Raw genomic sequence first — 21,221 nt, forward strand, 5'->3', positions numbered from 1 at the left:
ATAGGTGGCGGCGCTTGGTGTAAGCCTGCGCTTTGGCTAGAATAGCCCGTCATTTCCATTACTAACGGCTATTCATGCAACAAGAAACCTCACAAGAGAGCTGGCCAGTATTCAAACGCCTGCTCGGTTATGTCCGTGATCGCAAGCTGGGCCTGGTCGGTGGCATCATCGGGATGCTGGGCTACGCCGCCGTGGATACCACCTTTGTCTACTCCATCAAGCCGCTGATCGATCAGGGCATCAATGGCAACGACAGCACCGTTCTGAAATGGATGCCCTTCTTCGTCCTCGGCATCGTGGCCCTGCGCGGTGTCGCCAACTTTCTCTCCAACTACTGCATGGCCTGGGTCGGCAACCACGTGGTGATGCGTCTGCAACAGCAGGTGTTCAATCACATGGTGGCGATGCCGATGAGCTTCTTCGACCGTCAGAACACCGGCCACCTGCTCTCCAAGGTGACCTATGACGCGAGTCAGGTCTCCTCGGCGGCAAGTACCACGCTGGTGACCCTGGTGCGGGAAGGGGCGACCGTGGTCGGCCTGCTCGGCCTGATGTTCTGGCACTCCTGGCAGCTGTCAGTGATCTTTTTGGTGGTTGGCCCGCTGGTGGGCATCATCATCGGCCTTATCAGCCGTCGTTTCCGCCAGATCAGCCGTCACATCCAGCAGGCGGTAGGGGATATCACTACCTCCACCGAGCAGATGCTCAAAGGGCACAAAGAGGTGCTGATGTTTGGTGGCCAGAAGGTGGAAGAGAAGCGCTTCTTCCAGGTCAGCAACAACATGCGCCAGCAGACCATGAAGATGGTCGCTGCCGATGCCATCGGCAGCCCTGTGGTGCAGATGGTTGCCTCCATCGCGCTGGCGGCCTTCCTCTATGTAGCTACCATCGACAGTGTGCGCAGCGAGCTGACTGCCGGTACGTTTACCGTCATGATCACCTCCATGATGATGCTGCTCAAGCCGCTGAAAAGCCTGACCGACGTCAACAACCAGTTCCAGCGCGCCATCACTGCCTGCCACAGCCTGTTTGGCCTGCTCGACAGCGAGCCGGAGCAGGATACTGGCACCCGCACTCTGGAACGTGCCCGCGGCGAGATCGAGTTTCGCAACGTCACCTTCACCTACCCGACCAAGGACACCCCGGCGCTGCACAACGTCAGCTTCAAGGTGGAGGCGGGTAAATCGGTGGCGCTGGTGGGCCGTTCCGGCTCTGGCAAGAGTACCATTGCCAGCCTGCTGACCCGCTTCTACGACATCGATCAGGGCGAGATCCTGCTGGACGGCATCAACATCCGCGAATACAAGTTGAGCGAGCTGCGCAAGCAGTACGCGCTGGTCTCCCAGCATGTTCACCTGTTCAATGACTCGGTGGCCAACAACATCGCCTACGCCGCAGAAGACAAATACAGCCGCGACCAGATCGTGCAGGCCGCCCGTATCGCTCATGCCGACGAGTTCGTCAGCAAGATGAGCAACGGGTATGACACTGTGGTTGGCGAGAACGGTGCATCCCTCTCCGGTGGTCAGCGTCAGCGTGTTGCCATCGCCCGCGCCCTGCTGCGCGATGCGCCGGTTCTGCTGCTGGATGAGGCCACCTCGGCCCTCGATACCGAGTCCGAGCGCCACATTCAGGCGGCTATCGACGAGCTTTGCAAGGCGCGTACCTCGCTGGTGATCGCCCACCGTCTCTCCACCATCGAGAAGGCAGACGAGATCCTGGTAATCGACGAAGGTCATATCGTCGAGCGCGGGAACCACGAAGCATTGATGGAGCAGCGCGGCACCTATGCCCAGCTGCGCGCCATTCAGTTTGGCAACGCGGGAAGCAAGGCCTGATGCTGGAACGGCTCTGGTATCGCAAAAGTGGCTGGCGCTGGTTGCTGGCCCCCTTTGCCCTGCTGTTCGCCATCATCAGCGGCAGCCGCCGCTACGCCTATCGTCATGGCTGGCGCAAGGGGTATCGCTCCTCCTTGCCGGTCATTGTTGTGGGCAATATTTCGGTGGGGGGCAACGGCAAGACGCCGGTGGTGGTCTGGCTGGTGGAGCAGTTGCAAGCCCGCGGCTATCGCCCCGGGGTGGTGAGCCGTGGTTATGGTGGCAAGGCGCCCCATTACCCCTATCGGCTGGATGAGACCAGCACCACGGCGCAGGCCGGAGATGAGCCGGTGCTGATTGCCCGGCGCTGCGGCTGCCCCGTGGTGGTTGCCCCGAAACGGGCCGACGCGGTACGACTGCTGGAGCAGAGCGGTGAGGTGGATATCATCATCACCGACGACGGCCTGCAGCACTATGCGCTGGCCCGCGACATCGAGCTGGTGGTGGTGGACGGCGCGCGCCGTTTCGGCAACGCCTGCTTGCTGCCGATGGGGCCGCTGCGCGAGCCGATCACTCGTCTCAAACGGGTGGACGCCATCATCTGCAACGGCGGCGAGCCGGGCAAGGGGGAGTACCCCATGCAACTGGTCGCCGACACCCCGCGCCGGGTGCGCGACGATGCACCACTTGCCGCCCCCTTGTCGGGGCCGGTTGATGCGCTGGCGGGGATCGGTCATCCACCCCGCTTCTTTGCCACCCTGGAAGGGCTCGGCTATCAGCTGGATCAGCAGGCCGCCTACGGCGATCATCACCCCTTCGATCGGGATGAGCTGGTGGGGCGCTTTGCCAGCAAGCCGCTGCTGATGACCGAGAAGGATGCGGTCAAGTGCCGTTCGTTTGCCCTCGATAACTGGTGGTATCTGCCGGTCAGCGCCGAGTTGCCCGCCTCCCTGCTCGATGCCCTGCTGCACAAGCTGGGGGCGAAGGCAAAGGGCGCGACCAAGGCACAAGATTAATCTCTCTCGCCTCGGCGAGGGAGCAGGGGCTTGATATGCCCCGCATGGAGTATCTGGTTGCTCGACATCCATCGCTGGCGTGATGAAGCCGCCAGCGCGACATCGTTGAAGGAGTATCGTTTTGGCTTTGGACATCAAGTTGCTCGACATCATCGCCTGCCCGGTCTGCAAGGGTAAGCTGCACTACAACAAAGCAGTTCATGAGCTGGTCTGCCGCTTTGACAAGCTGGCCTATCCGCTGGAGGAGGGGATCCCGGTGCTGCTGGAGAACCGTGCCCGTCCGCTCAACAGCGATGAGCTGCCGTCATGAGTTTCGTCGTCGTCATTCCGGCCCGCTATGCGTCAACACGCCTGCCGGGCAAGCCGCTGGCGGATATCCATGGTAAGCCTATGGTGCAGCACGTGGTGGAGAAAGCCCTGCAATCGGGGGCCGATCGGGTGATCGTCGCCACTGACGATGCCCGGGTACAGCAGGCACTGCTGAGCACCGGCGTCGAGGTGTGCATGACCTCACCGGATCACCAGTCCGGCACCGAGCGTCTGGCCGAGGTGTGCCGTCACTACGGCTTTGCCGCCGATACCATCATCGTCAATGTGCAGGGGGATGAGCCGCTCATTCCGCCCGCCATCATTCGTCAGGTAGCGGATAATCTGGCCGCCGCCACGGCGCCGATGGCGACCTTGTCGGTGCCGATCAAGGATGCCGAAGAGGCGTTCAATCCGAACGCAGTGAAAGTGGTGACTGACAAGGATGGCTACGCCCTCTACTTCAGTCGCGCCACCATCCCCTGGGATCGGGATCGCTTTGCCAACAGCCACGAGCAGATTGGTGACCACTACCAGCGTCATATCGGTATCTATGCCTATCGTGCCGGCTTTATCCAGCGTTACGTAGACTGGGCACCGAGCGTGCTGGAGCAGGTCGAGGCGCTGGAGCAGCTGCGGGTGCTCTGGTACGGGGAGAAGATCCACGTCGCCCAGGCCCTTGAAGCGCCGCCGGTCGGGGTGGATACCCAGGCCGATCTTGAGAAGGTGCGCGCCTTTTTGGCCAAGTGATGGCCACAGCACTAACGTCATGAAAAACGGTGTCGCAAGGCACCGTTTTTTGTTTTGAAAATTTATATAATTATTTGATTTTAAACGCTAAACATGGGTTTTCTCAAACTTTTGGCGTGCATGGTTTGCCAACGCGACGAGTTTGGTTATGATGCAAGACGCCCTGTTAACCCTAACCGGGCGGCTAAAACGAGATAAAACGGGGTGTTTGGGTGATAAATGTATTCCTGGTCGATGATCATGAGCTGGTGCGTACAGGGATAAGACGCATTCTTGAAGATGTGCGCGGGATCAAGGTGGTGGGCGAGGCACAGAGCGGCGAGACCGCAGTTACGTTCTGTCGCCAACACCATCCGGACGTGATCCTGATGGACATGAACATGCCGGGTATTGGTGGTCTGGAAGCGACCCGCAAAATTCTGCGGATCCGCCCCGATGTGCGCATCATAGTGCTGACCATTCATTCAGAAAATCCGTTCCCCACCAAGGTGATGCAGGCGGGCGCCGCCGGTTACCTGACCAAGGGGGCTGCCCCTGACGAGATGATCCAGGCGATCCGGTTGGTGCACTCCGGTCAGCGTTACATCTCCCCGGAGATTGCCCAGCAGATGGCCCTCAGCCAGTTTGCCTCCGCTGACGAGAATCCCTTCAAGTCCCTCTCCGAGCGCGAGCTGCAGATCATGATGATGATCACCAAGGGGCAGAAGGTGACCGATATCTCCGAGCAGCTCAACCTGAGCCCGAAGACGGTCAACAGCTACCGCTATCGTCTGTTCAGCAAGCTGGGGATCAACGGTGACGTGGAATTGACCCATCTGGCCATTCGCTATGGCATGCTGGATGCCGATACCCTCTAATCGGGTGGCGTGTGGTCACAAAGGCGGCGAGTGCCGCCTTTTTGCTTTTCTGCCCCTTTGCTTTTCGGGCGGCGAGGGCAGTATGCTCTGCCCGTCAATTTTTGCCTTTGTGTGAGCCGAGTAGCTGATGACCCTCTCTCCCGAACCTCTCTTCGACAGCAAGGCGTTTCTGAGCGCCGTCACCCATCAAAGTGGCGTCTACCGCATGTATGACAGCGGTGGCACCGTGATCTACGTGGGCAAGGCCAAGGATCTGAAAAAGCGGCTCGCCTCCTACTTTCGCACCAACGTCGACAGCATCAAGACCCGCACCCTGGTGCGACAGATCGCCGATATCCAGGTCACCGTCACCCACACCGAGACCGAGGCGCTGATCCTCGAGCACAACCTGATCAAGCAGTACCAGCCCCGTTACAACGTGCTGCTGCGGGACGACAAATCCTACCCCTGGATCATCATCACCGCGCACCAGCATCCGCGCATCGGCGTCCATCGCGGCGCCCGCAAGGTGAAGGGGGAGTACTTCGGCCCATACCCCTCTGGCGGTGCGGTGCGCGAGAGTTTGCATCTGATGCAGAAGATTTTTCCGGTGCGCCAGTGCGAGGATGCGGTCTATGCCAACCGCACCCGTCCCTGTCTGCTCTATCAGCTCAAGCGTTGCGCTGGCCCTTGCGTGGCCGGATTGGTGAGCGAGGCCGAATATGCCCAGCAGGTGGAGCTTGCCAAACTGTTTCTGGCGGGCAAGAACCAGCAAGTGATTGGCGAGCTGGTGGGCAAGATGGAGTCCGCCAGCGGCGATCTGCGCTTTGAAGAGGCGGCCCGCTACCGGGATCAGATCCTGGCGCTGCGCCGGGTCACCGAACAGCAGTCGGTGAGCGGCAACGTACTGGACGAGCTGGATGTGGTGGGGGTCGCCTTCCAGCAAGGTGCTGCTTGCATCCACGTGCTCTTTATCCGTCAGGGCAAGGTGCTCGGCTCACGCAGCTACTTCCCGAAAGTGCCGGCCGATACCCAGCTTGACGAGGTGGTGCAATCCTTCCTGCTGCAGTTCTATCTGTCGGGGCAGGGGGGGCGGCAGATCCCGAGCGAGGTGCTGCTCGATGTGGCCCTTGAGGACGAGAGCGTCATCGCCGAGACTCTGAGCCAGACCGCAGGCTACAAGGTGCGGGTGGTGAGCCGTACCCGCGCCGAGCGGGCCCGCTTTATCAAGCTCGCTTCCATCAACGCCGAGACGGCGCTGCGCTCGCGGCTGGCTCACAAGAGCACCATCACCGCTCGCTACGACCAGCTGGAAGAGCTGCTGGAGCTTGAGCGCCCCATCGCTCGCATGGAGTGTTTCGATATCTCCCATACCATGGGGGAGCGCACGGTGGCCTCTTGCGTTGTGTTCAACCGGGAGGGGCCGCTCTCATCGGAATATCGTCGTTTTAATATCGACGGTATCACTGGCGGTGATGACTACGCGGCGATGGAGCAGGCGCTGGAGCGCCGCTTTGGCAAGCAGCAGGAGCCGGACAAGGTGCCGGACGTGCTATTTATTGACGGCGGCCTCGGCCAGTTGCGCCGCGCCGAAGAGATCCTGGCCCGTCAGCTGGAGTTCCTCGGCGGCAAATATCCGCTGCTGGTGGGAATTGCCAAGGGGGTGACCCGCAAGGCCGGGTTGGAAACGCTTATCATGGGGGAGAGCCACGAAGAGCTGCATTTGCCGGCAGATATGCCCGCTTTGCACCTTATTCAGCATATTCGCGATGAATCCCACCGTTTTGCCATTACCGGGCACCGGGCCAGACGGGCCAAGGCCCGCACCAGCAGCAGTCTTGAGGATATTCCGGGGGTGGGGCCAAAGCGGCGGCAGGCGCTGCTCAAATATCTGGGCGGCCTGCAGGAGGTCAAAAAGGCGAGCGTGGATGAACTAGCCAAGGTACCCGGCATCAGTCAGGAGCTGGCCCAGATCATCCACGATGGCTTGCACAGCGCCTGAGCAGGGTTAGCGGCATGGCAAAATCGCTAACTCCTTGATGCACAAGAGCCGTGACGCGGGGGGGCCGTAAATGCCATAATGGCCCTCGCATTTTGAGAAGATTGATGGATTAAAAAGACCAAGACGGGCGCCAGTGCGGTTGCATCGCAAATCGGCTTTGGCGCACTATGTAGCGACGTACAAGAAGTGGCTGAAAATAATGACAAACATACCTAACCTGTTGACGTTTTTCCGGATTTTGCTCATTCCCGTCTTCGTCATCCTGTTCTATCTGCCTTATCAATGGTCCTATCTGGCTGCCGCCATCGTCTTTATTCTAGCCGCTGCCACCGACTGGTTTGATGGCTATCTGGCTCGCAAGCTCAATCAGTCCACCGCCTTTGGTGCCTTCCTTGACCCGGTTGCCGACAAGATCATGGTCGCCGCCGCACTGGTGGTTATCGTCGAACACTACAACACCATCTGGGTGACCATCCCCGCCATGACCATGATTGGCCGCGAGATCATCATCTCCGCCCTGCGTGAGTGGATGGCCGAGCTCGGCAAACGCTCCTCGGTGGCGGTCAGCTGGATTGGCAAGTGGAAGACCATGATCCAGATGGTGTCGCTCACCGGTCTTATCTGGCAATACAACGTCTGGATGGTGTGGCTCGCCTATGTGATGCTTTATGTCGCCACCGTGCTCACCTTCTGGTCGATGTTCCAGTACATGAAGGCGGCCTGGGGCGATTTGACCCACCACGCCAACCTGTGAGTCACCTGCGCCGCAAGGTGAGGTTTCCGCTGATTTGAGGCAGGAAACGGCCAAAGGCGCTAAAACCGTTCAAAAAGGGCAAAAAATGCCCGAACGATCAGGTAATTAAATATTTCTGGTTGACTGGGCGAGGAACATCGCTAGAATGCGTCCTCGTAGTCAGGCAGTCAGCCAGACCAATGCGGGAATAGCTCAGTTGGTAGAGCACGACCTTGCCAAGGTCGGGGTCGCGAGTTCGAGTCTCGTTTCCCGCTCCAAATTCAGACAATAGAGAGCCAACTCTCTTTTGCATGGCGCGTTAGCAAAGCGGTTATGCAGCGGATTGCAAATCCGTTTAGTCCGGTTCGACTCCGGAACGTGCCTCCATATTGACAAGCCCGCCACGCGAGCTTGATACCGATTGCGGTGCCCGAGTGGTGAAATCGGTAGACACAAGGGATTTAAAATCCCTCGACGTTCGCGTCGTGCCGGTTCGATTCCGGCCTCGGGCACCAAACTATAGTTTCATACAGTCTCAAGACATACCATAAACCCGCATAGCTAAAGGCTTTGCGGGTTTTTTGTTGTCTCTCGTCGTATCATAAGGCCTCATGACATCCCCCCGAGTTTGGGGGTACATTTGGGGGTACATGTTCCCACAGGTGTAAAAAGTACCCCCAAATGCCCGCTATCCCGCGCCATTCCTGGCCTGTGAGGTAGAGGCTTATACCCCCAGCGTCTGTCATGTACCCCCAATTGAATCGGGAGATACCCCCATGCCGCTATCTGATACCGCAGCTCGACAAGCCAAGTTCACTGGTAAGCAGCAGAAGCTGTCTGATGAAAAGGGCCTCTTTTTACTTATAACTTCGTCGGGGAAGTACTGGCGCCTCAAGTTCCGCTTTGCTGGAAAGGAGAAGGTGCTAGCTCTAGGGGTCTACCCAGAGGTTTCCTTGAAAGAGGCGAGGGCTAAGCGAGAGGAGGCGCGCAGGCAACTGGCAGACGGTATCGACCCCAGTCTTGCCCGTAAGCAGAGCAAGGTGGCCAACCGACTCGCCAGCGAGAACAACTTTGAGGTCATTGCCAGGGAGTGGCACCAGAGTCAGCTAGCTCGCTGGAGCCCTGGCCATGCCAAGCGGGTGATCGAGTCTTTGGAAGTGGATGCCTTTCCCGACCTGGGGCTAGTTCCGGTAGCAGAACTAACAGCGCCGATCATGTTGGATGCTCTGCGCAAGATAGAGGCGAGGGGAGCGACTGAAACAGCTGGGCGGGTGCTGCAACGGATCAGTTCCGTCATGCGTTACGCCATCCAGACTGGGCGGGTCAGCTACAACCCAGCCCAAGACCTGAAAGGAGCGCTCAGGGCTACCAAGCAAGAACACCGTCCAGCACTTCCACGTGCTGACTTACCGGAGTTTTACCGGCGCTTGGCTGCTGAGCCACTGAACCCTGCAACTCGTCTAGCTATCCACCTATTGATGTTGACGATGACTCGCCCTGGCGAGGTGCGCTTTGCTCGCTGGGATGAGTTCGACTTGGCGCGAGCAGAATGGCGGATCCCTGCTGAACGTATGAAGATGCGGGTACCTCATATCGTACCTCTTTCCCGTCAGGCTCTTGCTGTGCTTGAGGAGCTACGTCAGATATCAGGACATTGTGAGCTGTTGTTCCCGAGTGAACGGAAGTTGACCAATCCCATCAGCGAAAACACCCTGAGTTATGCTATGGGACGAATGGGTTACAAAGGAATTGCCACGCCACACGGTTTTAGGGCCTTGGCATCCACCATCCTCAATGAGGAGGGCTTTGACCCTGATGTGATCGAACGCCAGCTTGCCCATGCTGAGCGTAACAAGGTTCGGGCGGCCTATCACCGGGCTGAGTACCTTGATGATCGCCGCAAGCTTTTGCAGTGGCTGGCTGATTTCTACGAGTCACAACAGGGCAGCAATGTTCGTCCTGTGAACTTCAATCGAGTAGGGTAGGTAGCAGGAGGATGTGACACGTTACGCGACTGCTTGACTCGTTATCACACCAACGTTAGGATTTCCCCATAATGGCCCATTCTTTAGAGATTGGGCCTTTTTCATATCCAAACCCGGCCATCGTGCCGGGTTTTTGCATTGGAGGAGACGAAACCAAAACTGACCCCCATTCATTATCGATAACTGTTTAGCCCCCTTAAGCCCGACCACTGTGTCGGGCTTTTTCATTTCAGGAGAGCACACATGAAAATTCCAGAAACAGGGTTTATTCGAGAGGCACAACTGGTAACGACGGCCAGCAAGGTAGGTCCATTGCCGTTCAGCAAGTCCACGTTGTGGAGGATGGTTGGTGAAGGCAAATTCCCTAAGCCAATCAAGCTGGGCGCGAGAGTCACGGCCTGGCGCTGTGAAGATGTTCACGCCTGGATCAATGCTCAAGGCAAAGCTGCCTAAGGAGGGGAAGATGCAAAAAGAAAAAGGCTGCACCATGAACGGCACGACCCAGCTTGAACAGGGTCAGCATATCACCAAGTACGAATTGGTTGCTCTCCACCTGCTGGAGCAGGGGGCTCAGGGGGTCAATGCCTTGTCTGGCCTGGCTGGACTCCATGATCTCAACTTGCGCAATAGCATTGGCCTGCTCCGTCGAAACCACGGGATAGACATCACCGATGCGTTTTTCGAACACCAGCACTGCGGCGGCGGGACCACCCGCTTCAAGCGCTATTGGCTAGCCGACCGAGAGCAAGCCTATAAGCTGGTGGCCCTGGTCAACCATTGGCGATACCAGAGGCAAGCAACCCCTTTGGACGATGACTACGCAGCCATTCTGTGTGCTCGTACACCAGTGTCCAACCCCCTCCCTCCTGCAGCTTAATTCCGAGGTATGCCATGAAAAAACAATATGGGCTCACTGCCCAGGGCGAAGCTTTGCTCAAATCCCAAGAGGTGGGCTTGTTCCTCAATGTTCAACGGGGTACGATTCGCCCCGCAGCGGCAAAATCCGTTGCCGAGATTGGCGTCTCGATAATCAGAAAGGAGCCGACCCACGCTCTTGCGTGGTTTTTTGTCGGTACTCAACCCCCATCTCTTGGGGCTGCTTCGCTATATCCGCTTGGCAGCTTCAGCTGTGTTATGGCGGTTCGGGCAAGGGCCTCGCAAGAGGCGCTGGTTTCCTTTCTGACCAGTTACGCCAACCTTGTCCGGGCTGCCACCATACTTAGATTGGCGTCTTCTGGTGGCAGAGAAAATCTGACCAGAAAGGAGGCTGCCATTATGGCTACTGTCCCCACCCAGGCTTTATCTAGCCGACTCAGATCCCTGATTGCTCATCCGTGTCACTCGGCCGCACTTTGGCGCCTTTGCACTCCCCCTCCCTGTTGCATGACCCCCTACGGGGTTACCCCACCTGATGGGGGGCTCATCGTATGAATCTCATTTATCCACTCCCTCTTTACGCCTTGCTCGACCAGTTTGAGGCGCTGCTAGAACAAACCGACCTCAGCATTCAGGAGCGAACACAGTTTCGGTTTCTGCTTGATGCCTTGCGTAGCGAGGTTGCTATCTGCCAAAGGAGGTTGTCATGACTTACTTCGCATGGGCCAATGGCACGAATCCACCGACCTTTATTGGTCCACCTAACCCCAGAACAGGGAAGCGTACACAGCGGGGCACCCTGAGTGCTTTCCTTTGCCGAAATGACCGTGATCGTTTTATTGCCCAGACCCAGGGCGCTGCGGTGGCTATCACCGCGAAGGAGGCTCGAGAGCTGAAAGCCGGTTTGGATGAGCGGGCGTTCAAGGAGCTGGTTACCGTTTTGCTGGGAGGGACATGCCATGAGTAAGCGACTGCTCAACACTCTAAATCGCCGCATGTGGTGCGAATTATCACGTAATCCACTTCGCCCCGCGGTGTTACGAGAACTCTTCAAGCGGCTGACCAAGGAGCGCAAGCGGAGGGCGATGCAATGACAACGGTATTCCAAAGAACTGTTGGTTCCGGGGATCGTAGTAGTCCTCCATCCCGGACCGGTGCCTTCCTCAAGTTTGCAGACCTGGATGACCTGCAGGTTGTCGTGATCCACACCGGTGAACAAGCCAGCAGGGATGCTGGCATCAGGGCGACCCTACAGCGTGCTCATAATGACGCGATAGCAGCAGAGAACCCGATTGACCCGGAGCTCGAACCGGAGCAAGTGCTGTACGTGGGGCCGGCCCAACTAGACGAAGGGGGCAAGCTTTACAAAATGGCAGATCGTGATGCCACCAAGCGGGTCATCGTTCACCAGTATGGCAATCTGCACTCTAAGAAAGCCAAACGCCTGATCATGGCTCTACGTGAGCAAGCTCCGAGGGCTGAGATCTATCGTGGTTACCAAGGGCAGAATGCTGAGCCTTGGCCGCTGGTGGATATCGTTGCTTTCGAACAGACATTGGAGGTGACCCCAAACACCGATGAAGCGCCCAGGATGGTTAATGTGGCCCCACTTCATCTGGTGAAAGGTGAGCCAGAGGAGGGGCAAGCATTACCGGCTGGATTTGAGGTGAGAGGCTCGCGTTTGTGTGCCCTGACGACTGTCGGTAGAGGGGAGGATGCCCGGCAAGAGTGGCTCCCAATTGCCAGCCCCATCCACGTGTTGGCTGAAACCTCCGATGAGCAAGGCCGAGGCTATGGCCGCTTGCTCGAGTGGCGAGACAGTGCCGGGCGCGTGCGCCAGTGGGCCATGCCGGTGCGTTCCTTGGTCCCGCGCAATGGTGAAGAGGTGTTTGCCGCACTACTGGATGCGGGGCTGCCCTTTATCGAGCTCAGTCATAAACGCAGGCTGGCGGCCTACCTGATGAGCTGCCAACCAAAGCGGCGTATCACCTGTGTCGAGCGAACAGGATGGCATGGCAAGGCTTATGTGCTGCCAGGGGGCGCTATTGGGCCGGATGCCGAGCGGGTCATTCTGCAGACTGCCGGCTACACCAGCAGCGACTTTACTGAGCACGGTACCCTGGCCGGCTGGCAACAGGGGGTCGCAGGGCTGGCCGTGGGTAACTCTCGGCTCTGCTTTGCGCTGTCCCTGGCTTTTGCGGCCCCTCTGCTTTCCTTGGTCGGCATGGAGGGCGGAGGCTTTCACCTCAAAGGGGAGAGTACCGACGGCAAAACCACCGTGATGAAGGCGGCCGCCAGTGTCTATGGTCACCCGGACCGCTATGCCCAAACCTGGCGGGCTACCGGCAACGCCATCGAGGGGATCGCCAGCCGGCGCAATGATGCCCTGCTCTGTCTGGATGAACTGGGTGAGCTGGACGGGCGGGAGGCTGGTCAGACTGCCTATATGCTGGCCAACGGCCAAGGCAAGGGCCGCAGTAAACAGGATGGCGAGCTGAGAGAGCGGAAAGCCTGGCGGTTGCTGTTCCTCTCCACCGGTGAGCTGAGTCTTGAGGACCATGCCGCCAGTGCAGGGAAGAGTACCCAGGCCGGAATGGAGGTGCGGACCATCCAGATCCCCAGTGATACCGGGCACCATGGCGCCTTTGAGTGGCTTCATGGCATGGATGGTGGCCGCTGTTTTGCCGACACCCTCAAAACCAATTCAGAAGAGCATTATGGCATCGCTTTTCGCACCTATGCGCAAGCTCTGACCCAGGCGATAGATGAACACAGTGACCGGTTGAGGGCTGAGATTAAGCAGTTGGCAGCCGAGCTGACACCCAAGGGGGCGGGTAATCAGGTAGGGCGCGCCATCAATCGGTTTGCGTTGGTAGCCGCGGCCGGGGAACTGGCCACCCGATTGGGGGTGACTGGCTGGCCAGAGGGAGAAGCCATCAGGGCGGTGAGGGTCTGCCTCAAGGCTTGGCTGGCAGAACGGGGGAACCTGGGAAATCAGGAGGACGCAGCCACCCTGATGCAGGTACGTGGTTTTGTCTTTGCTCATCAGTTCACTCGTTTTGCTGATTGGTTCGATGCCAACCACCGGCCAGCCAATATGGTGGGCTACCGTAAGGTGGAGTCGGATAGCGTGAGCTTCTTTGTGCTGCCCCAAGGCTGGCTTGAGATCACCAAAGGGAGAGACCCCAAACGAGCGGCCATCTTGTGCCTTGAGGCCGGTTATCTTCTCACTGGCAAAGACAAGAAGCGGTTACAGCGACAGGTCAGATTGCCGGGGATGGGGAAGGGGATGAGGGTTTATGTACTGAGCGAGCGGGTATTGGGTGATGAGGGGGATGGCTTGGAGGACGAATAGCCTCTGCCAACAGGAGCTAAATGGCCACCGAGTGTGGCCCTTTCCATTTCGGCCTCGTGCGTGCGCGTGAAAGAACAAGCAAAAATGGTGGCTACAGTGGCTACACCACAACAAAACACCGCTGTGGGCCTGATGTATCACGGGATAGAGGTGTAGCCACTGGGTATATTTTTAGTGGCTACACGATGGCTACAGTGGCTACACGACAGTGCCTGCGTGGATGGTTTAGAGGGGGAGAGTTATGCAGTAGTTTTAGTCATCAATTTTTGCACTTAGAAAGTTAGAAGTTTTCCATTTTTTCTGCATGGGTAAGCTATTTAAATTGGCACAGCACTTATGTTGCACATATGACACTTGGTTTAAAATAGAATTTTATTTAGGTGCTACAATAATGTTTTAGATAAACGAACATATAGCTGGTGATGTATGTTGTTTAACCTGCTTTTTTGTCAAGATAATACCTTGTGGCTTTGAAAATAACGGGAACCTTTGCCGATATTGGTGAAGGCTCCCGTACAATTTACATTGCAGAGAATACATTCATAATTACACCGCCTGAAATAATCAGAATCATAGCTGCTATTGCGGGGAAATCAGGCTTCTGCTTATACAGAATCATAGAGCAAATTGTAACACCAACGATACCAAATCCACACCAAAGTGAATAGGCAACGCCTACGGGAATTGTACTCATTGCACGTGTCAGAGCAAAGTAACAAAGGCTGTAGGCACAAACGACTAATGCTGATGGAGCTAGCTTGCTAAATCCATTTGTTTTTTTAATCATTGAGGTGCCAGTTATTTCAGAGCCGATGGACAGTGCTAGCCATAAAAAACCTATGTTAAACATGGTGTATATTCCTTAATTTTAATTATCAGATTGTTAGCGTTGTTATTTTTAAACTTCGCCTGATGAGGCGTCATCTTCTTCACTACCCATTTTTGAAAATACGTTCATTATAACTATGCCACTTGCAATAACTGCCATCCCGATAATGGCAGCTGTGTCTGGATGTTGGCCATAAAAAGCCATACCTAATGTAGATACGACTAAAATTCCGGTGCCAGACCAAGTAGCGTAGGCAAGTCCAACTGGAATATCTTTTACCGCACGAGAGAGTGAGTAGTAGCAGGTACAATAGAGCAGTATGAGCAAGCCGAGCAGTAGCATCTTAGTGATGCCCTCACTACTACCGAACATTTTTAAGGTGGAGGTTGCCGATGTTTCGGACACAATCACCAACAGCATCCATAACCAACATTTTGCTTTTGAAGACATAACTTAAACTCCGGGGTTGTTATTTAAGGTAAGGTTCTCTTTCTTTTTTACTGTTTTTCAAAAAATCAATCGCTGCATCGGTTAGCTGTGCCGTGGGGGCTCGGGCCAGCATCGGGTTCATCTCCACATCGCTGACGGTGAGATAGCGTCGTGGGGGGCTCGCCGTATTCACTGGTTTCAAGTCTGCAAAGTGGTCCGATGCCAATTTATCTAGCAGCTCATTCATGGTGCATAAGGTAACGCCAATCTCGTTCAGACCTGTTAGTGCAGCCTGCATATGCCCGGCATACGCCGTGTTCGTTTGCGCTCCCAAAAGTTGATTTAGTTCACTGGTGGGATCGCAGTGATAGCGCAGTGCAAGTACCGGCAAGCCGCTCAACAGGGCATCGTGCAGCCGCCGGGCCACGGGGCTTTGCAGCGAGCCGTGCAGCAGGTCCATCGCCAGCGGGTAGTCGAGAAAGGGCAGCACCAGCGCGCGATAGGGCGCGAGCGGTAGGGCCTGTTGCCAGACGTTGGCCGGCACTGTCTCCCCCAGCGGTTGCCACAGCGCGCCATCCTCGATCTCTTCTGCCAGTGCAAGCTGCAGGGGCTGCCCACAGCTGGCCAGACGGTTTCGAATGGCCTGCCGATAGCCCTGGGCCGCGGTCACCATCACCAGCAGTGGCGGCTGCAGGCGTTTGAGCATCTGCTCGACCAGGCGTTCAATTTGTTGGTCGGTCATTGGGATCTCCATTAGCCGAGCAGCCTAACCTGCGCGCCGTTTTTCAATCCGGCGGCGTTGGCCTCCTCGGTATCGATGTGAAACTCCAACGCGAAATCGTCGCGCACCCGCACCACCACCTCATCGAAGGTCAACTGGCGCTCGCCGTCGCTGCGCACGCTCACCTTCTGGCCATTGGTCACGTTCAGCTGGCGGGCGTCTTGTGGCGAGAGGTGGATATGCCGCCAGGCGCAGATCACTTGGGATCGCAACTCCACGTGGCCGGCGGGACCGATGAGCAGCGCGCTGCCGGTATTTTCCAGCTGGCCGGACTCACGGACAGGTGCCTTGATACCGAGGGTGAAGCAGTCGGCGCGGGATATCTCCAGTTGTGAAACCGGCCGGGTCGGGCCGAGCACCCGCACCCGGGTTAGCGAGCCTTTGGGGCCGACCACGGTGACGCACTCTTCGGCGGCAAATTGGCCCGGCTGGCGCAGCGGTTTGAGCGGTGTCAGGGTGTAGCCCTTGCCGAACAAGGCCTCCACATCCTGTTGTGCCAGGTGAACGTGGCGATTCGAGATGCCGACCGGGATCGCCGGGCTAACCAGGCTCAGGCGGGCGGCGATCTTTTGATGCAACTGGGGATCGATCATACTTTCTTCCCTTTTCTTGCCGCGGCCTGTCTGTCTTCCGCTTGATCCCCAGCAGGCTTGCTGGCCGCTGGAGTGGCCGGTTCGGTATCGGCACCGCTTGGCGGTGGCAGGGCCGGGGCTGCACCTGTTACGGCCGTTAGCTCAGTGCTGGTGCTGGCCGGTGCGCGCGGCGGGAAGCCCTTGAGGTTGCTAAGCGCCGCTACCGCGCTTGGCTCCGGGCGTGCAATCACCAGTGAATGGACCTGCTGGTCGATAGTGGCAGCCACTGCTACACCACGCTCGATGGCGGTATGGATGGCGCTGATCTCCCCTTGGAAGCAGACACTCACTAGCCCAGAACCCACCTTGCGATAGCCGATGCAGGTGACGCTTGCGGCTTTGCAGGCAGCGTCCACGGCCTGAATGGCGGCGATCAATCCTCGCGTTTCAATTACGCCCAAACTTTTCATCGTCGACTCCTGTTAGTGGCGGACCAAACGAATATCGAAATCAAATTGTGCAAAGAAGGTCTCCAGCCGTTCTAATTCATCCGGCGTGTAAGACGGGTCTTGCGTAATCGGGTAGGGCATATCCAGCCGCTCATATTTCTTGCGTCCCAGCTGGTGGTACGGCAGCATGTCGATCCGTAGGATATTTCCCCGCTTTGCCAGTTTTTGTACATATTCGATAGCGCCGGTGATGGCATCCCATGAATCGTTATATCCACGTATAAGGGGCATGCGCACAATGACCTTAGCACCATAATCGACTAGCCATTCCAGATTGCGGCGAATACCTTCATTGTCGATGCCCAGCATTGCCTTATGTTGTTCGCTATTTATTTGCTTAATATCGAACAGAAAGGTATCGGTGACGGGAGCAAGCTGCTGGTAATTAGCCAGCGAGGTGGTGCCCTGGGTCTCTATTGCGGTATTGATCATCATCTTTTTACATTCGCGAAACAGCGCGACAGCAAAGTCAGTCTGCAGGCTCATTTCGCCACCACCGATAGTGACACCACCGCCAGAGGAGATGTAAAAGTCATAGTCCTGCATGATGATGTCCATCAGCTCGCTGACGGTGACATCCTTGCCAATAATGTCCAAGGCATGCTGGGTGCAAACTTCTTCACATTTACGACAGCCGATGCAATCCTTATTGCGATTAATGAAGTGTTTCATACTGCCGTTCTCTTCGGCTCGGTAATGGATTCCGGCCGGGCAGACATTTACGCAGTCACCACAGTTAATGCATTTATCATGCGAGAACATCACCTGAAATTGGCTGCTCAGCCCTTCAGGGTTAGCGCACCAAGGGCAGCGAAGGTTACAGCCCTTGAAAAAAATCAGCGTGCGAATGCCATCGCCGTCGTATATTGAATATTTTTGGATATTGAATATGCGGCCGGTTAATTCATTATTCACGTTCACGCTTGCCTCCTCTCCGTATTTGGCAGGCCGCGGTTTCATTATTTGCGACCTGCCATTACGGAGTACTTCCGGTTATTTTTACGATTAAGAAGTATCTGTTATCAATATGTCGGTCAGAACTTCTCAATCACGGTACGGCTGATGATTTCATCCTGTACTTCTTTGCACAGCTCGACGAAATAGGCACTGTAGCCCGCGACGCGTACGATGAGATCGCGGTACTTTTCCGGTTCCAGTTGTGCTTTTTTCAGTACTTCGTTGTCGACGTAGCTGAACTGCATCTGGCCGTTGCCGAGGATTGAGGCTGTACGCAGCAAGGTGATGAGACCATGCCGACCTTCTTGGGTATCCAGCAACCCCTTGAGGAACTTGAAGTTATGCACCATTCCGATGTTCATGGTCTCCACGTTCATTTTGCTCACAGACTTGATAACAGCGGTAGGACCTTGTTTATCTGCCCCTTGGGTAGGACTAATGCCGTCAGAAAGCGGCATCCATGCCAAGCGGCCGTTTGGCGTAGCGTTGGTCAGCTGACCAATTGGCGTGTTGTTGGAGATGGATAGGGTGCCGTGACTCATTCTGGAGTAGAGCATTTTGTACTTGCGACACTCCTTCTCCGTCCACTCGGTAATATCCAGCGCATACTGGTCGACGTAGTTGTCGTCATTGCCGTACTTGGGGGCATTAAGACAGTCGCGGAGCAATGCTTCATACCCTTCGAAGTTGGCTAGCAACGCATCGCGGATTTGTTCCAGAGTGTATTTCTTCTCCTCGAATACCAGCTTTCTGATGGCAGCCATGGAGTCGACATAAGTTGCAAGGCCAGAAAAGATGAGTCCGGGTCCATAGTTGACCATTGCACCACCAGCAGAGACATCTTTTCCGCTCTCCATACACCCCTCCACCATCAATGACATCAATGGTTTCGGCGCCACATCGCGGTGAACACGCTGACTTATCACAGTCCCGATCGCTGACATACGTACGATATGGGCAATCTGCTGTTTTACCGCAGCATCGAACTGCTCAAATGTCCTCAAATCACGCAGATCGCCAGTATCCAGCCCTTGTTCGCTGTCGAACAACACCATACGTCCACGGTTGAGTACGAACTCGATGGCGATCGGCCATTGGGTGTAACCTGTGGAGGTCCACTGGTAGATCCGGCCTGACTTTTGCGGTTCGACACAACCCATCAGGCAGTAATCGCGAGCATCCTCAAAATCGAATCCCTTACGTAACATCATCTTGATGTGGGAGTCATCGAAGTGGCAGGCAGGGAAACCCATCCCTGCTTTCACGACATCGACGATTTTCTCCATATATTTCTGCGGTGACTGGTTGTGAATGCGGCATGCCAGCGATGGTTGGTATACCTTCACGAACCGCACGGCATCCATGATGAGGTAGGTCAGATCGTTGCAGGCATCGCCACCGATGCGTTTCTGGCCACCTACGGTCAGGTTGATGAAGGGCTGATAGCCAGCGAAGTATTTCGCCCCTAGCTCACTCGACATCCACATCAGCTCGGCACACTTGATGATAAAGGCTTGTATCATCTCGAGCGCGCTTTCATGTGTTAGGCGTCCCTCGCGGATATCCGCTTCGAACATGGGGTAGCAGTACTGGTCGACCCGACCGAGCGACAGGCCTGTCTGGTTTTCTTCGATCTCGAACAGTGACTCCACCGTCCAGATGCTCTGCAGCGCTTCTTGCAGGGTCTTCGGTGGATTGGCTGGTACATTCTCGTTAACCTCGGCGATAGTCAGCAACTCTGCGCGGCGCTGGGCATTCTGCTCTTTGGCAGCCAGCTCACGGGCGTGAGCCGCGATGCGGCGGGCGTAGTTGATAACCCCTTCACAGGTTTCGACTGCTGCCTTGTAGAAATAGATGCGGTCGATATCTTCCGGGTTTTCCATGCTCAGCTGATCAAGATGAGCCAGTGCGTCAGCCTTGATGCCATTCATTCCCTTAGTAAACAACAGTACGTCATAGCCAGGGCAGGTATCGCCACCACCGTTGATCTGGTGGTAGGAGAGGTCGCTGACATAGGTTTCGCCACTAAATGCCCAGACGCCAGCCTCACGGTATTGGGCTTCCATGACCTCATCCAATGAGCGCCCCTGCCAGAACGGCACAATCTCTTCGCGGATAGTTTTCTTGTCCGCTTCGCTGATTTCAAAGGGATCTTGCGGGCGTGTGCTCATTGTATCGAGTTCGTCATGAACCCAGCGCCAGGCAATGTCCGGTGAAAAGGCGCCAGCACGTGGCTTACCACACGGATGGCCGACGATCAGTTCGTCATCCTGAATAAGGATGGGGCCTGTTTCACAGGCATGACGGAATGCCTTAGCACGCAGCAAGATGGTCGGCATCCCTGGGTTTGCTTTGACAACTTCGGTAACGGCGAGCGCACGGTAGATGGAGACGCTAGGACGCATCGTGAGATAGTTATTCCGTAGACGTTGCATTCGCGGCGTCAACCCCTCCATCACTGGCATATCGGCACTGGCGGCGAATGGGACTGCAGAGACGTGCTGCACTCCGCGAAAGAGGCGTACCGGCAGTTTGAGGGTGCTCAGGTTTTGTTGGGCGCAGAGGAACATCTCGGAGAGCGGGTTGATGCTCGCCTGCTCCAGGCTGGTGCCGTGTAGTAGGGCATCAAACATGGGGTAGCCGTCGAGGGCGCAGGTGGCGCGCACTTCACTCAGCTCTGCCAGCTTGAACCAGAGGCACTCGACGATTTCGTACGCCTGTTGTTCGGTGAGAGCGCCGTTGGTGATATCGCGCTGAAAGTAGGGCAACAGCGCTTTGTCGGCACCTTCCGGGTTAACCGCATAGCTGCCGTTATCGAGCTGGAGCGCCAGCTGGAACAGGTAGAAAGATTGACAAGCCTCTTTGAAGTTGCGTGCCGGGTGTGCCGGTACATGGTGCAAAATGGCGGCGCTGTCGCGCAGCTCGGCCTGGCGGAACGGGTTGGTTTCTGCGGCGGCCAAGGTTTCGGCGCTGTTGGCCAGGTTTTGTGCCAGTGCCATCAGGGCATCGCAGGCGTAGATGGCTGCTCGGCAGCCGTTGACTTCGTCCATGCCGCTGCGGCTGACGGCACTGCCCAGCGCGCGGGTTTTTTCTTCCAGCTGCAGCTTGATGGCGAGCACGCCCTTCTCCACTACCAGCTTGTAGTCGGGGGAGTCGATGGCGTTGTTCAGATTCAGGAACTGAAAGGTGGACGGACGCTGCCCAGCACTTTCATCGTGAAATATGGCGCCGTGGGGGGTACGGGTCTGGTTGCCGACAATCAGTTCGTCGGCACTGATAGTCAGCGGCAGTTGGCGCATCAGTTCGTAAAAACGGCGTGCCGGTTTGACTGCGGCGGGAATGCCCGCGATGTCACCGTCCAGCCTGCTCAGAATCGTTGCGTGTTCGCTGCACAAGGTGCTGCTGTGCGCTAATAAACGTTCAGCCAGCACGTTTACGCGCGGTGTTAAGCTGTAGTGTGCCATGAGG

Annotated in this window: 20 protein-coding genes and 3 tRNA genes; 16 read left to right on the forward strand and 7 right to left on the reverse strand. The window is 56.6% G+C overall.

Translation table 11 applies throughout. The features are described from left to right. Window positions 1-74 precede the first annotated feature (74 nt). From msbA to ACW5XC_RS03900, 16 genes are all read left to right on the forward strand, one after another. Window positions 75-1,838, forward strand: coding sequence for a lipid A ABC transporter ATP-binding protein/permease MsbA (gene msbA / locus ACW5XC_RS03825; protein WP_042056299.1), 1,764 nt, complete (start codon window positions 75-77; stop codon window positions 1,836-1,838). After that, a complete protein-coding gene (gene lpxK / locus ACW5XC_RS03830) occupies window positions 1,838-2,833 on the forward strand; it encodes a tetraacyldisaccharide 4'-kinase (protein ID WP_042056297.1) in 996 nt (331 codons plus the stop codon). The genes msbA and lpxK overlap by 1 nt, the downstream gene beginning before the upstream one ends. Window positions 2,834-2,954: 121 nt before the next feature. Continuing rightward, on the forward strand, window positions 2,955-3,143 hold the full coding sequence (locus ACW5XC_RS03835; RefSeq protein WP_005347033.1) for a Trm112 family protein: 189 nt from the start codon (window positions 2,955-2,957) through the stop codon (window positions 3,141-3,143). Continuing rightward, a complete protein-coding gene (gene kdsB / locus ACW5XC_RS03840; RefSeq protein ID WP_042056295.1) occupies window positions 3,140-3,889 on the forward strand; it encodes a 3-deoxy-manno-octulosonate cytidylyltransferase in 750 nt (249 codons plus the stop codon). The genes ACW5XC_RS03835 and kdsB overlap by 4 nt, the downstream gene beginning before the upstream one ends. A 212-nt stretch (window positions 3,890-4,101) precedes the next feature. After that, window positions 4,102-4,746 (forward strand): UvrY/SirA/GacA family response regulator transcription factor, encoded by a 645-nt coding sequence (gene uvrY / locus ACW5XC_RS03845; protein ID WP_005337448.1) that lies wholly within the window; start codon window positions 4,102-4,104, stop codon window positions 4,744-4,746. A gap of 127 nt (window positions 4,747-4,873) precedes the next feature. After that, window positions 4,874-6,727, forward strand: a complete 1,854-nt coding sequence (uvrC, locus tag ACW5XC_RS03850) for an excinuclease ABC subunit UvrC (protein WP_042056293.1) — start codon at window positions 4,874-4,876, stop codon at window positions 6,725-6,727. 199 nt (window positions 6,728-6,926) lie between these two features. Further along, window positions 6,927-7,481, forward strand: a complete 555-nt coding sequence (pgsA, locus tag ACW5XC_RS03855) for a CDP-diacylglycerol--glycerol-3-phosphate 3-phosphatidyltransferase (protein WP_005337443.1) — start codon at window positions 6,927-6,929, stop codon at window positions 7,479-7,481. Window positions 7,482-7,662: 181 nt separating this feature from the next. Then, window positions 7,663-7,738, forward strand: a tRNA-Gly gene (locus tag ACW5XC_RS03860). A 35-nt stretch (window positions 7,739-7,773) separates the two neighbouring features. Beyond that, window positions 7,774-7,847, forward strand: a tRNA-Cys gene (locus ACW5XC_RS03865). Between the two features lie 41 nt (window positions 7,848-7,888). After that, window positions 7,889-7,975: transfer RNA gene (locus tag ACW5XC_RS03870), tRNA-Leu, on the forward strand. 261 nt (window positions 7,976-8,236) lie between these two features. Continuing rightward, a complete protein-coding gene (locus tag ACW5XC_RS03875; RefSeq protein ID WP_042056291.1) occupies window positions 8,237-9,445 on the forward strand; it encodes a tyrosine-type recombinase/integrase in 1,209 nt (402 codons plus the stop codon). A gap of 243 nt (window positions 9,446-9,688) precedes the next feature. Continuing rightward, entirely contained in the window at window positions 9,689-9,898 is a 210-nt protein-coding gene (locus tag ACW5XC_RS03880; RefSeq protein WP_042056289.1) for a helix-turn-helix transcriptional regulator, read from the forward strand. Between the two features lie 10 nt (window positions 9,899-9,908). Further along, window positions 9,909-10,322 (forward strand): hypothetical protein, encoded by a 414-nt coding sequence (locus ACW5XC_RS03885; RefSeq protein WP_042056287.1) that lies wholly within the window; start codon window positions 9,909-9,911, stop codon window positions 10,320-10,322. A gap of 14 nt (window positions 10,323-10,336) precedes the next feature. Beyond that, window positions 10,337-10,876 carry an ash family protein gene (locus ACW5XC_RS03890; protein ID WP_074042635.1) on the forward strand — a complete coding sequence of 180 codons (540 nt, stop codon included), beginning with the start codon at window positions 10,337-10,339 and terminating at the stop codon, window positions 10,874-10,876. A gap of 151 nt (window positions 10,877-11,027) precedes the next feature. Further along, window positions 11,028-11,288 carry a hypothetical protein gene (locus ACW5XC_RS03895; RefSeq protein ID WP_042056284.1) on the forward strand — a complete coding sequence of 87 codons (261 nt, stop codon included), beginning with the start codon at window positions 11,028-11,030 and terminating at the stop codon, window positions 11,286-11,288. A 123-nt stretch (window positions 11,289-11,411) separates the two neighbouring features. After that, on the forward strand, window positions 11,412-13,676 hold the full coding sequence (locus ACW5XC_RS03900) for a DUF927 domain-containing protein (protein WP_074042634.1): 2,265 nt from the start codon (window positions 11,412-11,414) through the stop codon (window positions 13,674-13,676). Between the two features lie 520 nt (window positions 13,677-14,196). Here the strand turns inward: ACW5XC_RS03900 and ACW5XC_RS03905 are convergent. The 7 genes from ACW5XC_RS03905 to cutC form a co-directional block, all read right to left on the reverse strand. Continuing rightward, complete coding sequence (locus tag ACW5XC_RS03905) at window positions 14,197-14,526, reverse strand: DMT family transporter (RefSeq protein WP_074042633.1); 330 nt, start codon at window positions 14,524-14,526, stop codon at window positions 14,197-14,199. 48 nt (window positions 14,527-14,574) lie between these two features. Further along, window positions 14,575-14,955, reverse strand: a complete 381-nt coding sequence (locus ACW5XC_RS03910; RefSeq protein WP_042056282.1) for a DMT family transporter — start codon at window positions 14,953-14,955, stop codon at window positions 14,575-14,577. A gap of 19 nt (window positions 14,956-14,974) precedes the next feature. Further along, window positions 14,975-15,676, reverse strand: coding sequence for a hypothetical protein (locus tag ACW5XC_RS03915; protein WP_042056279.1), 702 nt, complete (start codon window positions 15,674-15,676; stop codon window positions 14,975-14,977). An 11-nt stretch (window positions 15,677-15,687) separates the two neighbouring features. Then, the gene (locus tag ACW5XC_RS03920; RefSeq protein ID WP_042056276.1) at window positions 15,688-16,308 is read right to left on the reverse strand and encodes a phosphate propanoyltransferase; all 621 of its coding nucleotides are present in this window, start codon (window positions 16,306-16,308) and stop codon (window positions 15,688-15,690) included. Next, window positions 16,305-16,757, reverse strand: coding sequence for a BMC domain-containing protein (locus ACW5XC_RS03925; RefSeq protein ID WP_042056273.1), 453 nt, complete (start codon window positions 16,755-16,757; stop codon window positions 16,305-16,307). The genes ACW5XC_RS03920 and ACW5XC_RS03925 overlap by 4 nt, the downstream gene beginning before the upstream one ends. A gap of 12 nt (window positions 16,758-16,769) precedes the next feature. After that, window positions 16,770-17,717, reverse strand: a complete 948-nt coding sequence (cutD, locus tag ACW5XC_RS03930) for a choline TMA-lyase-activating enzyme (protein WP_410489887.1) — start codon at window positions 17,715-17,717, stop codon at window positions 16,770-16,772. 113 nt (window positions 17,718-17,830) lie between these two features. After that, window positions 17,831-21,217: a choline trimethylamine-lyase gene (gene cutC, locus ACW5XC_RS03935; RefSeq protein WP_042056268.1), complete on the reverse strand. Its 3,387-nt coding sequence runs from the start codon at window positions 21,215-21,217 to the stop codon at window positions 17,831-17,833. Window positions 21,218-21,221: the final 4 nt, after the last annotated feature.

This window comes from Aeromonas sp. 25-AL00135 (genome assembly GCF_054052385.1).